General features: G+C 73.4%; 14 protein-coding genes and 1 pseudogene. 8 read left to right on the top strand and 7 right to left on the bottom strand.

What is annotated here, in order from left to right; translation table 11 throughout:
* Positions 1–89: 89 nt before the first annotated feature.
* Positions 90–716 carry a superoxide dismutase gene (locus ABZ573_RS11610; protein WP_151456643.1) on the top strand — a complete coding sequence of 209 codons (627 nt, stop codon included), beginning with the start codon at positions 90–92 and terminating at the stop codon, positions 714–716.
* Between the two features lie 46 nt (positions 717–762).
* Positions 763–1,098, top strand: a complete 336-nt coding sequence (locus tag ABZ573_RS11605) for a YnfA family protein (protein ID WP_151456642.1) — start codon at positions 763–765, stop codon at positions 1,096–1,098.
* A gap of 94 nt (positions 1,099–1,192) precedes the next feature.
* Here ABZ573_RS11605 and ABZ573_RS11600 read toward each other — a convergent pair whose 3' ends face one another.
* Both ABZ573_RS11600 and ABZ573_RS11595 read right to left on the bottom strand, forming a co-directional pair.
* On the bottom strand, positions 1,193–1,696 hold the full coding sequence (locus ABZ573_RS11600; protein ID WP_358117643.1) for a hypothetical protein: 504 nt from the start codon (positions 1,694–1,696) through the stop codon (positions 1,193–1,195).
* Between the two features lie 121 nt (positions 1,697–1,817).
* Positions 1,818–2,273, bottom strand: coding sequence for a hypothetical protein (locus ABZ573_RS11595; RefSeq protein ID WP_358117640.1), 456 nt, complete (start codon positions 2,271–2,273; stop codon positions 1,818–1,820).
* A gap of 5 nt (positions 2,274–2,278) precedes the next feature.
* On the opposite strand from ABZ573_RS11595, the gene ABZ573_RS11590 reads away from it, so the two are divergent.
* Complete coding sequence (locus tag ABZ573_RS11590; protein ID WP_358117637.1) at positions 2,279–2,779, top strand: Uma2 family endonuclease; 501 nt, start codon at positions 2,279–2,281, stop codon at positions 2,777–2,779.
* 132 nt (positions 2,780–2,911) lie between these two features.
* Here ABZ573_RS11590 and ABZ573_RS11585 read toward each other — a convergent pair whose 3' ends face one another.
* From ABZ573_RS11585 to ABZ573_RS11570, 4 genes are all read right to left on the bottom strand, one after another.
* Positions 2,912–3,538: a hypothetical protein gene (locus ABZ573_RS11585; RefSeq protein WP_151456639.1), complete on the bottom strand. Its 627-nt coding sequence runs from the start codon at positions 3,536–3,538 to the stop codon at positions 2,912–2,914.
* 35 nt (positions 3,539–3,573) lie between these two features.
* Positions 3,574–4,659 carry a redox-regulated ATPase YchF gene (gene ychF, locus ABZ573_RS11580; protein ID WP_132231020.1) on the bottom strand — a complete coding sequence of 362 codons (1,086 nt, stop codon included), beginning with the start codon at positions 4,657–4,659 and terminating at the stop codon, positions 3,574–3,576.
* Positions 4,660–4,821: 162 nt separating this feature from the next.
* A complete protein-coding gene (locus ABZ573_RS11575; protein WP_358117633.1) occupies positions 4,822–5,556 on the bottom strand; it encodes a peptidase E in 735 nt (244 codons plus the stop codon).
* A gap of 199 nt (positions 5,557–5,755) precedes the next feature.
* Positions 5,756–6,259 carry a MarR family transcriptional regulator gene (locus tag ABZ573_RS11570; RefSeq protein ID WP_358117630.1) on the bottom strand — a complete coding sequence of 168 codons (504 nt, stop codon included), beginning with the start codon at positions 6,257–6,259 and terminating at the stop codon, positions 5,756–5,758.
* Between the two features lie 93 nt (positions 6,260–6,352).
* Here ABZ573_RS11570 and ABZ573_RS11565 point away from each other — a divergent pair.
* A pseudogene (locus ABZ573_RS11565) lies at positions 6,353–7,168 on the top strand (EamA family transporter); the annotation flags it as partial.
* 122 nt (positions 7,169–7,290) lie between these two features.
* Here ABZ573_RS11565 and ABZ573_RS11560 read toward each other — a convergent pair.
* A complete protein-coding gene (locus ABZ573_RS11560) occupies positions 7,291–7,773 on the bottom strand; it encodes a hypothetical protein (RefSeq protein ID WP_225852416.1) in 483 nt (160 codons plus the stop codon).
* 141 nt (positions 7,774–7,914) lie between these two features.
* Between ABZ573_RS11560 and ABZ573_RS11555 the strand changes: the two genes are divergently transcribed.
* From ABZ573_RS11555 to ABZ573_RS11540, 4 genes are read left to right on the top strand one after another with little or no spacing between them, the layout of a single operon-like run.
* Entirely contained in the window at positions 7,915–9,453 is a 1,539-nt protein-coding gene (locus tag ABZ573_RS11555) for an AlkA N-terminal domain-containing protein (protein WP_358117626.1), read from the top strand.
* Positions 9,450–9,950: a methylated-DNA--[protein]-cysteine S-methyltransferase gene (locus ABZ573_RS11550; RefSeq protein ID WP_151456325.1), complete on the top strand. Its 501-nt coding sequence runs from the start codon at positions 9,450–9,452 to the stop codon at positions 9,948–9,950. Before ABZ573_RS11555 ends, ABZ573_RS11550 begins: the two co-directional genes overlap by 4 nt.
* A gap of 48 nt (positions 9,951–9,998) precedes the next feature.
* The gene (locus tag ABZ573_RS11545; protein ID WP_358117621.1) at positions 9,999–11,816 is read left to right on the top strand and encodes an ABC transporter ATP-binding protein; all 1,818 of its coding nucleotides are present in this window, start codon (positions 9,999–10,001) and stop codon (positions 11,814–11,816) included.
* Complete coding sequence (locus ABZ573_RS11540; protein WP_151456323.1) at positions 11,813–13,684, top strand: ABC transporter ATP-binding protein; 1,872 nt, start codon at positions 11,813–11,815, stop codon at positions 13,682–13,684. The genes ABZ573_RS11545 and ABZ573_RS11540 overlap by 4 nt, the downstream gene beginning before the upstream one ends.
* Positions 13,685–13,689: the final 5 nt, after the last annotated feature.

Raw genomic sequence — 13,689 nt, 5'->3', positions numbered from 1 at the left:
CCCGCTCCAGTTGCCAATATTCCGTAGTTGCCAAGAGTTTGCAATAAGGCATACTGATCGGAAGATCGTCCACTCGCGAAAGGGTCCCCATGGCCGTCTACAAGCTCCCCGACATGCCCTACGACTACGGAGCGCTGGAACCCGCCATGAGCGGTCAGATCCTGGAGCTGCACCACAGCAAGCACCACGCGGCGTACGTCAAGGGCAGCAACGACGCCCTCGACCAGCTCGCCGAGGCCCGCGACAAGGGCGACTACTCGGCGCTGGTCGGCCTGGAGAAGACCCTGGCCTTCAACCTCTCCGGGCACGTCCTGCACTCGATCTTCTGGAACAACCTCTCCCCCGATGGCGGCGACCGCCCCGACGGCGAGCTGGCCGCCGCCATCGGCGAACACTTCGGCTCGTTCGACGGCTTCGCCGGGCAGCTCTCCGCCGCCACGAAGAGCGTGCAGGGCTCCGGGTGGGGCGTCCTGGCGTGGGAGCCGCTGGCGCAGCGCCTCATCGTCGAACAGGTCTACGACCACCACGGCAACGTCGGGCACGGCTCCACGCCGATCCTGGTCTTCGACGCCTGGGAACACGCCTACTACCTCCAGTACAGGAACGTGCGCCCGGACTACGTCGACCGCCTCTGGGACCTGGTCGACTGGGCCGACGTCACCCGACGCTTCGACGCCGCGCGGGCCGCCGGCAACCCGCTCACCGTGACGCCCTGATCCGGCCGACCGCTGACCGGGTCGTGCTCCCGCTACAGTTCCCACCATGACGGTGGTGCGCTCGATCCTGCTGTTCCTGCTCGCCGCGCTCGCCGAGATCGGCGGGGCCTGGCTCGTGTGGCAGGGCTGGCGCGAGCACCGGGGGCTGCTGTGGGTGGCGGCGGGGGTCGTCGCCCTCGGCCTCTACGGCTTCGTCGCCACCTTCCAGCCCGACCCGAACTTCGGCCGGATCCTGGCCGCCTACGGCGGCGTCTTCGTCGCCGGCTCCCTCGCCTGGGGCATGGTCGTCGACAAGTTCCGCCCCGACCGCTACGACGTCGTCGGCGCGGCCATCTGCCTGGTCGGGGTCGCCATCATCATGTACGCCCCACGCAGCGGCTGACCGGCGACCGGTCGCAGGGATGACGGTGACTGCCACCTTCGGCGACGCGCCCGCAACATGGATGACGGCGGTCGCGGGAACGTCGCGCTCGCCCTCAGGCCGGTGACCGGGTCTCCGGAACCCGGGGAGGGCAGTCGACGGTCACCGGGGTGATCTCGCGGGGCCCGCTCCTCTCCCGAGTGACGTCGAAACGGACGCAGATGTTGTAGTGCGTCTCCTCGCCGAGCCAGGTGTCCGAGGCGGCGCCCACCATCGCCACCTCCACCCTGGCCAGTAGGCCCACGCCATGATCGTCAGGATCGTGGACCGACGAGGCGAGCTGCTCGCCCCCGGTCAGGGCGACGAGCCGGTCGAGCACTGACTCGTTGCTCGCCCAGCCGCTCAGGCTGTGCGAGTCGGTCGCCCACGCCTCGGTCTCGTGGGCGATCTGCCCGGCCCTCTCCAGGACGCGGTCCCGGGCCGCGTCGTGGCCCGAGCGGGCGCAGCCGACGCAGGACAGTGCGACGAGGCAGGCCAGCAGACCACCGCGCCCGACGTTGCCTGTCGCCCGCCGCAGGGCCGAACCGAACGCCTGTCGACCACCGCTGTGCCGTGACATGACGTAAGGAGATCAGCGATCCCGTCGTCAGGCATCCGTCCGGGTACTCAGAAGAAGCAGCGTCCCGCCATGCGCGACCCCACGGTCGGCATCCGGCCCGGCGGCAACGGCGTGCGCGCCCTCAGTACGGCTGGCCGCACACCTTCCAGGCCCCGTCCTCCTTCACCAGCCTGAACGTGTGCTGGTTGGTGAAGCCGCTGCCCAGCGTCAGGGCCATGTTCACCGTCGCCGACGTGCGGCCGTTGACGCTCGACACGTTGACGCCGTTGACCTTGTGACTGTGGATCCTCGGCTGCTGGGCGACACCCTGGGCGAACGCCTCCCTCGTGTACCCGCCGCGCGTGTCGCCGCACAACAGCTCGTACGCCGCATCCGGATCGCCGGCCTCCAGGTGGCTCACGAACGACTCGGCGGCCTGCCGCGCCGGGTCCGTCGCGCCCTTGACACCTTTGAACAGGAAGAAGCCGCCGATGCCGGCGCCGCCGCAGCACAGCACGACGACCACGCCGACGACGATCAGGACGGTGCGCAGCGTGCGCCGCTTCGGCGGTTGGGGCACCTGGTACGGGTGGGTCATGGCTCATGACGGTAGGGGATGCGAGCAATGGAGCACTCGTCTTCATGAGGTCTCCCCGGCGGGTCTGGCACGCCCGGATGGTCACCGCGCTGGTGAACCGACTGACGGATCAGGCACCGCCTGGCATCGAGGTCGACAGGGAGATCACGATTCGACTCGACAGATGGAATCGTCCCGAGCCCGATCTCCTGGCCACGAGGGCGCCTTACGATCCGTCCCGCACCTTCTACACGCCTGAGGAGACTCTTCTGGTCGTGGAGGTGGTCTCTCCGGAGTCGGCCCACCGCGATCGGACGGTCAAGCTGCGCAAGTACGCGGAAGCCGGCATCGCCAACTACTGGCGCATCGAGGAGGAGGATGGACCACCGGTGGTCCACGCCTACGAACTCGACGGTCCCACTCGGTCCTATGTGCCGACCGCAATTCATCGACACGAGCTGCGCACCACGACGCCGTTCACGATCGAGCTCGATCTGAATGGGCTGGTGCCCGGCCGCAAGAGCTGAGCCGGGCCCCGACTCCGTCAGAGGGTGAACCGGATCGTCACTACACGTTGAAGCGGAACTCCACCGCGTCACGTCGTGGAACAACGTCTGCGGCGGCCTCCGAATTCGACCGTATTGCGTCGTCGAGCATTGTCAGGAGGCACTCGGCTGGCGCCGCCGTAGCCAGTCCGGGCCAGGGGGCGGTGGGACCCGCAACGGTCCCCGCCGATCACGGATGTACGTCGGGTAGTCCGAGAAATGTCGACGGCGGCTCAGGTAGTGCGGGTAATGGTCGAAGTGCCAACGGCAGGCGTCGATGAACTCCGAGTGGTCATCGAGCCCGAGGCGGGCGCAGACGAGAGCGAACTCGTCCAAGCCGGCCAGCATCTCGGCGCACTGCGCGGGCGTTGCGCCATCGGCACCCCAGAGCACACCGGCCGGAAGCTCGTGAATCGAGTAATCCAACCATCCGCGGTCATCGCGGTAGCGCTCCCGATCGGCCTCAGCCGAGACGACCACCAGGCTACCCCTGCCTTCGGTCGTTTCCATCCCGTCCGGCAGCGCCACAGTGATCTCATCACCGTCGATGCTTTCGGCTTCCACCTCTATCCAGAGCATGATGGGGAAGCGCGAATCGGCCGTCACATGCAGAGACGTCAGGACGGGGACCTTCTCAATGATCCGGTGATCCTGCCCGCGGACGTCGCGGACAGAAATCTCAACCCAGCCAGGAAAGTCGTCCGAGTGCCAACACACCATCACCGCCCTAAGCTTCACCACATGGCGAAGTTTAGGCGGCAGACGTTGGACCGGAATCAGACATTGAAGCGGAACTCCACGACGTCGCCGTCCTGCATGACGTACTCCTTGCCCTCGATCCGGACCTTGCCGGCGGCCTTGGCCGCCGCCATCGAACCGGCCGCGACCAGGTCGCCGAAGGAGACCACCTCGGCCTTGATGAAGCCGCGCTGGAAGTCGGAGTGGATGACGCCCGCGGCCTCCGGCGCGGTCGCGCCGACCGGGATGGTCCAGGCGCGCGCCTCCTTGGGGCCGGCGGTGAGGTACGTCTGGAGCCCGAGCGTGCGGAACCCGACGCGGACGAGCTGGTCCAGGCCCGGCTCGTTCTGCCCGATCGACTCCAGCAGCTCGCGGGCCTCCTCGTCGGGCAGGTCCACCAGCTCGGACTCGATCTTGGCGTCCATGAAGACGGCCTCGGCCGGGGCGACCAGGGCGCGCAGCTCGTCGAGGAACTCGGCGTTGCCCAGCTCGGCCTCGTCGACGTTGAAGACGTAGAGGAAGGGCTTGGTGGTGAGCAGGTGCAGCTCGCGCAGGTGCTCCAGCTCGATGCCCGCGTCCTTGGCGCCCGAGTAGAGGGTGACGCCGGTGTCGAGCAGCTCGACGGCCTGCTTGGCGGCGGTGACGGCGGCGGCCCGGTCCTTGCGGAGCTTGGCCTCCTTCTCCAGCCGAGGCAGGGCCTTCTCCAGGGTCTGGAGGTCGGCGAGGATCAGCTCGGTGTTGATCGTCTCGATGTCGTCGGCCGGGGAGACCTTGCCGTCGACGTGCACCACGTTCGGGTCGGAGAAGGCCCGGACGACCTGGCAGATCGCCGAGGCGTCGCGGATGTTCGCCAGGAACGCGTTGCCCCGGCCCTGCCCCTTGGAGGCGCCGCGCACCAGGCCGGCGATGTCGACGAACGACACGGGGGCGGGCAGCACCTTCTGCGAGCTGAAGATCTCGGCGAGCGTGTGCAGCCGCTCGTCCGGCAGCCCGACGACGCCGACGTTGGGCTCGATGGTGGCGAACGGGTAGTTCGCCGCGAGCACGTCGTTCTTGGTCAGCGCGTTGAACAGGGTGCTCTTGCCGACGTTGGGCAGGCCGACGATGCCGATGGTGAGACTCACGACGGGCCAGCTTACGCCGATGCCCCACACCCTTGACGAGGCAGGCCGCCACGCCCGACTGATCTTGGTACGGAACGGCCCCTCCAGGGGCGCTCCCGTACCAAGATCGACACGGAGGGCCGGGCCGGCCCGGAGGGTCGGGCCGGGGTCGGGTGAGGCGGGTCAGGCGAGCAGGCGGGGGGTGATCGGGGTCTCCCGGGCGGTGCCGTCGTCGGCGCGGCTGACCTCGTACGCCGAGGGGCCCTCGCGGTCCGCGACCGCCTCGACCAGGCGGATGCCCCGGTAGAGCAGGCCGGTGCCGTCGTCGGTGCAGTGCGCGGTCGGCAGCACGCCGTCGGCGACCAGCTTGTGCATCAGCGGCCGGCGCTGCTCCTCGCTGTCGTAGTGCACGCCGTTGCCGTAGGGCAGCCAGCCCAGCCCGTCGGTGAAGCCGCGCAGGGTGGTGCCGAAGCTGTCGGTGGCCCCGCCGGCGTGCCAGCAGATCGAGCCGGCGGAGACGCCGCCGAGCACCACGCCGGCCTCCCAGCACTCGCGCAGGATCTCGCCGAGGCCGTGCACCCGCCAGACCGCGCAGAGGTTGGCGACGCTGCCGCCGCCGACCCAGATCACGTCCTGGGCGAGCAGGTGGGCGCGGACGTCGTCGACGTTCGGCATCGGGAAGAGCGCCAGGTGCGTCATCCGGAACCGGCTGCCGGCGAACGCCTCGTAGACCCGGGCGAGCGTGGTCGGCTGGTCCCCCTCGGCCTGGTTGAGGAAGCAGATCCTGGGCTCCGGCCCGGCCTCGGCCAGCTCGGCGGCGAGGTCGAAGACGGGGTTGACCCGCCGGGGCCCGCCCTCGTGGCGCGGCGCGTAGATGCCCATGCTGGTGGCGAGGATGGTCGGTTCACTGGCGGGCACGGTCGTCCTTCCGTCGGGGTCGACTGTGCCCATCCTGCCCGAGGCCGCTCCCCTGCCGCCCAGCGCCCGCCACGCGGGCCCGCCACGGACGGTCGCCGGCCCGGGCCGCCCGCCGCCGCCAGGTCCGTGCCGCCGGTCGCCGGCTCGGGGCTGCCGCCCGTCGCCGCCAGGGTCCGCGCCGCCAGTTCCGTGCCGCCGGTCAGCGTCCGCTGTCGGTGACCGCGCCCAGCAGCGTACGCAGCAGGTCGGCGAGGCGCCGCTGGTCCTCGGCGGGCAGCGCGTCGAGCAGGCGGCGCTGGACGGCCAGCCCCGCCTCGGCGGCCTCCTCCACCAGTTCGAGGCCGGCCGGGGTGAGCGTGACCTGGAGCCCGCGCCGGTCCGCCGGGTCGGGTGCGCGGCGGAGCAGTCCGGCGCGTTCCAGCCGGTCGAGTCGGCCGGTCATCCCGCCGGAGGTGAGCATCAGCGAGGCGGTGAGCGCCTTCGGTGCCAGCGTGTAGGGGGTGCCGGCGCGGCGCAGGGCGGCGAGCACGTCGAACTCGCCCCGGCTGATCGACCAGCGGGCGTAGGTGCGCTCCTGCTCGTCGCCGACGAGCCGGGCCAGCCGGTAGATCCGGCCGAAGACCGCCATCGGCTCGGGGCGCATTCCGGGCCGCTCGCGCTGCCACTGCTCGACGATGCCGTCGACGTCGTCCCGCTCGGTCACCCCCGGATTGTGCCGCACCTCGCACTCCCGCTTTCACTCGCCACGAAGTAGCTTAGTAGCAAGATACTTAGCAACAAGAGTTAGCGAGGAACCGTGGACCGACGCCGGCTCGACATCCTGCTCACCGCCGCCGCGCCGACCGCGTGGGGCACGACGTACCTGGTCACCAGCGAACTGCTGCCGCCCGACCGGCCGCTCTGGTCCGGCGTGATCCGGGCCCTCCCCGCCGGCCTGCTGCTGCTCGCGCTGACCCGGCACCGCCCGCACGGCGCCTGGTGGTGGCGCGCGGCCGTGCTCGGCGCGCTGAACATCGGGGCGTTCTTCCCGCTGCTCTTCTTCGCCGCGTACCACCTGCCCGGCGGCGCCGCCGCGGTGCTCGGCGCCACTCAGCCGCTGCTGGTGGCGGGGCTGACGGTGCTCGTGCTGCACGAACGGCCCCACCCCCGGGCGCTGGCCGCCGCGCTCGCGGCGCTCGCCGGGGTCACCCTGGTCGTGCTGCGACCCGACGCGGGCCTCGACCCGACGGGCGTCGCCGCCGGGCTGACCGCCACCGCCGCGATGGGCGCGGGCCTGGTGCTGACCCGTCGCTGGGGCCGCCCGCCGGGCGTCGGCACGCTCACCGCCACCGGCTGGCAGCTCACCGCCGGCGGGCTGATGGTGGTGCCGGCGGCCCTGCTGGTCGAGGGGACGCCGCCCGTGCCCGACCCGCCGGCACTGGCCGGCTACGCGTGGCTGACGCTCGTCGGAACGGCGCTGGCGTACGCGCTGTGGTTCCGGGGCGCGGCCCGGCTGCCAGTCACCCAGGTGTCGCTGCTCGGGGCGCTCAGCCCGCTGACGGCCGCCGTGCTCGGCTGGGCCGTGCTCGGGCAGGCGATGACCGGCTGGCAGCTCGCCGGCTTCGCCGTGGCGGTCGGCGCCACCGTGGCCGGGCAGCTGCCGGGACGCCGGCCCGGACCAGTGGGCACCGCGCCCGGCGGGCCGGCCTGGCGTCGGTCGCGGGGACCGGCGGGTCAGTCGCCCGGCCCGATGGGTCAGTCGCGGGGACCGGCCTGGCGGGGAACCACGGCCTCGATCGGCAGTGCGCCGGGAGCCAACTCCCCGGCGGCAGCCAGCGGCAGGGTGAAGCGGGCCTCGGCGGCGGGACCGGCCGCGTACGACTCGCGGAGCATCCAGCGCACCTCGTCGGCCGTCCAGCCCAGCCCGGCGCGGCCGGCGATCTCCCGGACCAGGCGCAGCGCCACCCGGGTGTCGTCGTCGTAGAACCGCATGCACCAGTGGTGCACCCACATGCCCAGCGCGCGGAGGCCGTCGGCGTCGAGCGAGCGCACCAGCCGGCCGCAGGCGGTGTCACCGAACGCCCGCCCCGGGTCGCCGGCCCGGTCCCGTTCGATCGCGCCGACGGCGGCCGGGGCGACCGCGCGCATCCGCTCGTAGAAGCGCTGCACCACCGCGCCGTCCAGCGGAGGGTGCCCGTCCCGTGTCGACGCCGCCCGCCGACCCGCCACGCTCGCCATCGCCGCACCCCTTCTTGAGTTGGTGGCCGGACGGTACCGACCACAACCGACACTTTCGGCGCCGGGCGTCCGGTTCAGGCCCGCACGGCCACGTCCGATTCCCGCGAGCCAGGGGCGCCTGGCAGGGGCATCATCGGTGACGTGGAGTTGGACTTCGAGCGGTGCTACCGGGCGGTCGACAGCCGCGACCAGCGGTTCGACGGCTGGTTCTACACGGGCGTCACGTCGACCGGGATCTACTGCCGGCCGTCCTGCCCGGCGACGACGCCGAAGCGGCAGAACGTCCGGTTCTTCCCCTCGGCCGCCGCCGCCCAGACGGCGGGGCTGCGCGCCTGCCGGCGCTGCCGGCCGGACGCCGCCCCGGGCTCCCCGCAGTGGGACGTGCGGGCCGACGTGGTCGGTCGGGCCATGCGGCTGATCGCCGACGGGGTGGTGGACCGCGACGGCATCCCGGGGCTGGCCGCCCGGCTCGGCTACACGGAACGGCACCTGCACCGGATGCTGCGGGCCGAGATGGGCGCCGGTCCCCTGGCCCTGGCCCGGGCGCAACGCGCGCAGACCGCCCGCACGCTGATCGAGACCACGGGGCTGGGCATGGCGGAGGTCGCGTTCGCCGCCGGGTTCGGCAGCGTGCGGCAGTTCAACGACACGGTCCGGGAGGTGTTCGGGGCGGCCCCGTCCGAGTTGCGCACCGCCGGCCGCCGGTGCCCCGCGCCGGGCGGGGCGGGCACGATCACACTGCGGCTCGCGTACCGCCCGCCGCTGCACGCGGAGGCGCTGCTGGACTTCCTCGCGCTGCGCGCGCTGCCCGGCGTCGAGGAGGTGCGCGACGGGACGTACCGGCGGGGCCTGCGGCTGCCGCACGGCGCGGGTGAGGCGGCCCTGACCCCGGCGGACGGGCACGTGACGGCGACGCTGCGGCTGACCGACATGCGCGACCTCGCCCCCGCCGTGGCCCGCTGCCGTCGCCTGCTCGACCTCGACGCCGACCCGACCGCCGTCGACGGCACGCTCGCCACCGACCCGGCGCTGGCCGGGGTGGTCGCCGCCGAGCCGGGCATCCGGCTCCCCCGCTCGGTCGACGGCTTCGAGATGGCCGTGCGCGCGGTCGTCGGCCAGCAGGTCTCCGTCCGCTCGGCCCGCACCACCCTCACCCGCCTCCTGGCACACCTCCGCCCGCCCGCCCGCCACACCCCGCCCCCCGGCCCCACCGGCGTTGATCAAGAGGTTTCGACAGCCGGGGAGCGTTCTCGGGAGCCGAAACCTCTTGATCAACTAGCCGAGGGGGCGGGGAGGGCGTGGCTGTCCGGTTTCCCCACCGCCGAGGAGGTGCTCGGGGTGCCGAACGAGGTGTTCGGGATGCCGGCCGGGAGGCGGGAGACGATTCGCGGGCTGGCCCGCGCCGTCGCCGACGGGTCGCTGGACCTGGCGCCGGGCGGGGACCGCGAGGAGACCGTCCGGCGGCTGCTGGCGCTGCCCGGGGTCGGGCCCTGGACGGCGGGCTACGTGGCCATGCGCGCCCTCGGCGACCCGGACGTCCTGCTCCCCACCGACCTCGCCGTACGCCGGGGCGCCGCCGCCCTCGGCCTCCCCGACGCCCCCACGACCCTCGACCCGTACGCCGACCGCTGGCGCCCCTGGCGCTCGTACGCGGTGATCCGACTCTGGAGAGCAGCATGAGCATGAACGACAGCACCGTCATCGACACCCCCGCCGGGCCGCTCAGCATCGTGGCCGGCCCGGACGGCGCGGTCCGGGCGGCGGGCTTCACCGGCGACCCGGAGAGCCTGCTCCCCCTGGTGCACCCGGCCCTGCGGGCGCCGCTGCGGCACCGGGCCGACCTCGGCCCGGTCAGCGTCGCCGTGGCGTCCTACCTGGACGGCGAGCTGGCCGCGATCGACGCCGTGCCGGTCCAGCAGCACACGGGGGGCGCGTTCATGGCACACGCCTGGCAGGTGCTGCGCGAGGTGAAGCCGGGCGACCCGGTGACCTACACCGGTTTCGCCGGGCTGGCCGGCCGCCCCGCCGCCGTACGGGCCGCCGCCGCAGCCTGCGCCCGTAACGCCGCCGCCCTGTTCGTCCCCTGCCACCGGGTGCTGCGCACCGACGGGACGCTCGGGGGCTACCGCTGGGGGCTGGACGTGAAGAAGTGGCTTCTCGGGCACGAGCGGCCATGACGGGAAGCCGACACCTGCGCCGGCCCCGTTTGAGGCTACCGTCGGGTAGTGCCTGCGGAAGGTGACGGCGACCCGGCCTGCCCGGTCGATGCCGGCCGGCACCCGCTGCACAGCCTCTGGCGACTGCGCCACTACCTGCGCCCGCACGCGGCCGAGTTCGGCTGGCTGCTGCTCGCCGGCCTCGCCGCCACCGGGGCCGGCATCGCCGTACCGCTGGTCGCGCAGCGGGTGGTGGACGGCCCGGTGGCCCGGCAGGACCCGGCCGGGCTGTTCCGGCTGGCCGGGCTGGCGCTGCTGCTCGGCCTGGTCGAGGCGCTGCTGATCTTCATCCGGCGCTGGGTGCAGTCGTCGTCCTCGATGCGGATCGAGGCGGCCATCCGCGAGGACGTCTACGCCCACCTGCAACGGCTGCCGACCAGCTTCCACGACCGTTGGCAGTCCGGCCAACTGCTCTCCCGGGTCACCAGCGACCTGTCGGTGCTGCGCCGGTTCCTCTCCTTCGGCCTCTTCTTCCTGATCCTCAACCTGGTGACCTACCTGGCCGTGGTGACGCTGCTGATCCGGCTGCACCCCGCGCTGGGGCTGCTGGTGGCGGCGAGCGCGGTGCCGCTGTTCCTGATCAGCCGCCGCTTCGCGCGGCACTACCACGCGGCCTCGCGGCGGATGCAGGACCAGCAGGGCGACCTGGCCACGCTGGTCGAGGAGACCGCGCAGGGGCTGCGCACGATGAAGGCGTACGGGCGGGGGCCGGAACTCGCCGCCCGCTTCGCGACCGGCGCGCGGGCGCTGCACGACACGGGGGTCGGCAAGGGCCGGCTGCTGGCCCGCACCTCCGCCCTGCTCGACCTGGTGCCCAACCTGACCCTCGGCGTGGTGCTGGTCGCCGGCGCGGCGGCCGCCGCCAGCGGGGTGCTGACCATCGGCGAACTGGTCGCCTTCGTCAGCCTCCAGCTCATGCTGATCTGGCCCGTGCAGTCGCTGGGCTGGATCATCGCCAACGGGCAGGAGGCCGCCACCGCCGCCGACCGGGTGCGCGAGGTGCTGGACACTCCGCCGGCCATCGTGGACGCCCCGCACGCGCTCGCCCTGCGCCGCGCCGACGTACGCGGGCGGCTCCGCTTCGAGCGGGTCTCGTTCCGTTACCCGGGCACCGCCGCGCCGGTGCTGCGGGAGATCGACCTGACCGTCGAGCCGGGCGAGACCGTGGCCCTGGTCGGGGCGACCGGCTGCGGCAAGAGCACCCTGCTCTCCCTGGTGCCCCGGCTGCACGAGGTGACCGGCGGGCGGATCACGCTGGACGGGCACGACCTGCGCGACCTGCGGCTGTCCGCCCTGCGCCGGCTGGTCGGGGTCGCCTTCGAGGAGCCGACGCTGTTCTCCATGTCGGTGTGGGAGAACCTCACGCTCGGCCGGCCGGAGGCCGGCGAGGACGAGGTCCGCGCCGCGCTCGCCCTCGCCCAGGCCGACTTCGCGTACGAACTGCCGTGGGGGTTGGCCACCCGGTTGGGCGAGCAGGGGCTGTCGCTCTCCGGCGGGCAGCGGCAGCGGCTGGCGCTGGCCCGGGCGGTGCTCGGCCGCCCCGCGCTGCTCGTGCTGGACGACCCGCTGTCGGCCCTGGACGTGCACACCGAGGCGCTGGTCGAGACCGCGCTGAAGCGGGTGCTCCGCACCACCACCGCCCTGCTGGTCGTGCACCGGCCCTCGACGATCGCCCTCGCCGACCGGGTGGCGCTGCTGGAGCACGGCCGGATCACCGCCGTCGGGCGGCACTCGGAGCTGCTCGCCGCCGTGCCGGCGTACCGCGCGGTGCTCTCCGCCGAGCCCACCCCCGCGCCGCCCGGCGACCGTGGCCTGGTGCGTTCGTGACCGGCGACACCGCCGGCCCCACGAGCGGGGCGGACCTCGCCCGGTGGCGCGGCGTCGCCACCGACCCGGACGCGGACCGCAGCCGCGCCGAGGACACCGACCCCGAGGCGGTGGCCCGGCTCCGGGCCCGCAGCCGGGTGCTGCTGCGCGACCTGCTGCGCCCGCACCGGCGCCGCCTCGCGCTGGCCGTCGCGCTGCTGCTCGGCCAGAACGCCGCCGCGATGGCCGGGCCGTACCTGGTGATGCTCGGCATCGACCGGGCGATCGCGCCGCTGCGGGCCGGCGATGCCGGCCCGCTGCTGGTCGTCGCCGCCGGGTTCGCCGCCGCCACCGCCGTCGAGTACACCGCCCGCCGGGGCTTCCTCACCCTCTCCGCGCGGATCGGCCAGGCCGTCCTGCTCGACCTCCGCCAGCGGGTGTACGCGCACTTCCTGCGCCTGTCGGTGGCGTTCCACGAGCGGTACACCTCCGGGCGGATGGTGTCCCGGCTCACCAGCGACCTGGACTCGATCGGCGAACTGGTCGGCGGCGGCATCGACGGCCTGGTGCTGGCCGTGCTGTCGATCCTGTCGGTCGCCGGCATCCTGCTCTGGCTGGACGTGCCACTGGCCGCGGTGACGCTGCTCGCGTTCCCGTTCCTGATCCTGCTGAGCCGCTGGTTCGCGCGGGCGTCGGCGGACGCGTGGCGGCGCACCCGGGAGACGGTGGCGCTGGTCATCGTCCACTTCGTCGAGTCGATGCGCGGCATCCGGGCGGTGCAGGCGTTCCGGCGGGAGCCGCGCAACCAGCAGATCTTCGGGGCGGTCAGCGACGACTACCGGCGGGCCAGCCGGGACGCGTTCCGGCTGATCGCGACGTACTCGCCGGGGATCAAGGTGATCGGCAACGTCACCGTGGCGGTGGTGCTCTGCTACGGCGGCTGGCGGGTGCTGGGCGGGGCGACCGGGATCGGCGTGCTGGCGGCGTTCCTGCTCTACCTGCGGCGGTTCTTCGAGCCGATGCAGGAACTGAGCCAGTTCTACAACTCGCTCCAGTCGGCCACGGCGGCGCTGGAGAAGCTCGCCGGGGTGCTCGACGAACGGCCGTCGGTGGCGGAGCCGGCGCGGCCCGTGCCGCTGCCCGCCGGGCCGGGGCGCGGGGCGGTCGCCTTCCGGGCGGTCACCTTCGGCTACCGGCCGGACGCGCCGATCGTCGCCGGGCTGGACCTCGCCGTCCCGGCCGGCCAGACCGTGGCGCTGGTCGGGGCTACCGGCGCCGGCAAGTCGACCGTCGCCAAGCTGCTCGCCCGGTTCCACGACCCGTTCTCGGGCGCGGTCACCCTCGACGGGGTCGACCTGCGCGAGGTCGCCGACGCGGAGCTGCGGCGGGCCGTGGTCCTGGTCACCCAGGAGACGCACCTGTTCGGCGGCACGGTCGCGGAGAACATCCGGTTCGGCCGTCCCGGCGCCGACGACGCCGCCGTGGAGGCCGCCGCGCGGGAGATCGGCGCGCACGACTTCATCGCCGCCCTCCCCGACGGGTACGCCACCGACGTGCAGCGGCGCGGCGGCCGGCTCTCCGCCGGGCAGCGGCAACTTGTCGCGTTCGCCCGGGCGTTCCTGGCCGACCCGACGGTGCTGATCCTGGACGAGGCCACCTCGTCGCTGGACGTGCCCACCGAGCGGATGGTGCAGCACGCCCTCGGCACCATCCTGGCCGACCGCACCGCGCTGGTGATCGCGCACCGGCTCTCCACCGTGGAGACGGCCGACCGGGTGCTGGTGCTCGACGCCGGGCGGATCGTCGAGGACGGCCCGCCCGGCCGGCTCGCCGTCGCCGGTGGCCGGTACGCCGCCCTGCACCGGCAGTGGCGCGACTCCCTGCTCTGAGCGCG

It is taken from the genome of Micromonospora sp. NPDC007220, assembly GCF_040634035.1.
GTDB lineage: Bacteria > Actinomycetota > Actinomycetes > Mycobacteriales > Micromonosporaceae > Micromonospora > Micromonospora reichwaldensis.
The sequence above is the reverse complement of the archived record's forward strand: the minus strand, read 5'-3'. Positions and strand labels throughout refer to the sequence as shown.

Excerpts from the sequence above, each read along its gene's own strand:
- ABZ573_RS11560 (WP_225852416.1), bottom strand. The coding sequence starts at position 7,773 with ATGGCGAGCGTGGCGGGTCGGCGGGCGGCGTCGACACGGGACGGGCAC.
- ABZ573_RS11590 (WP_358117637.1), top strand. The coding sequence starts at position 2,279 with ATGACGGTAGGGGATGCGAGCAATGGAGCACTCGTCTTCATGAGGTCT.
- ABZ573_RS11550 (WP_151456325.1), top strand. The coding sequence starts at position 9,450 with ATGAGCATGAACGACAGCACCGTCATCGACACCCCCGCCGGGCCGCTC.
- ABZ573_RS11595 (WP_358117640.1), bottom strand. The coding sequence starts at position 2,273 with ATGACCCACCCGTACCAGGTGCCCCAACCGCCGAAGCGGCGCACGCTG.
- ABZ573_RS11610 (WP_151456643.1), top strand. The coding sequence starts at position 90 with ATGGCCGTCTACAAGCTCCCCGACATGCCCTACGACTACGGAGCGCTG.
- ABZ573_RS11605 (WP_151456642.1), top strand. The coding sequence starts at position 763 with ATGACGGTGGTGCGCTCGATCCTGCTGTTCCTGCTCGCCGCGCTCGCC.
- ABZ573_RS11600 (WP_358117643.1), bottom strand. The coding sequence starts at position 1,696 with ATGTCACGGCACAGCGGTGGTCGACAGGCGTTCGGTTCGGCCCTGCGG.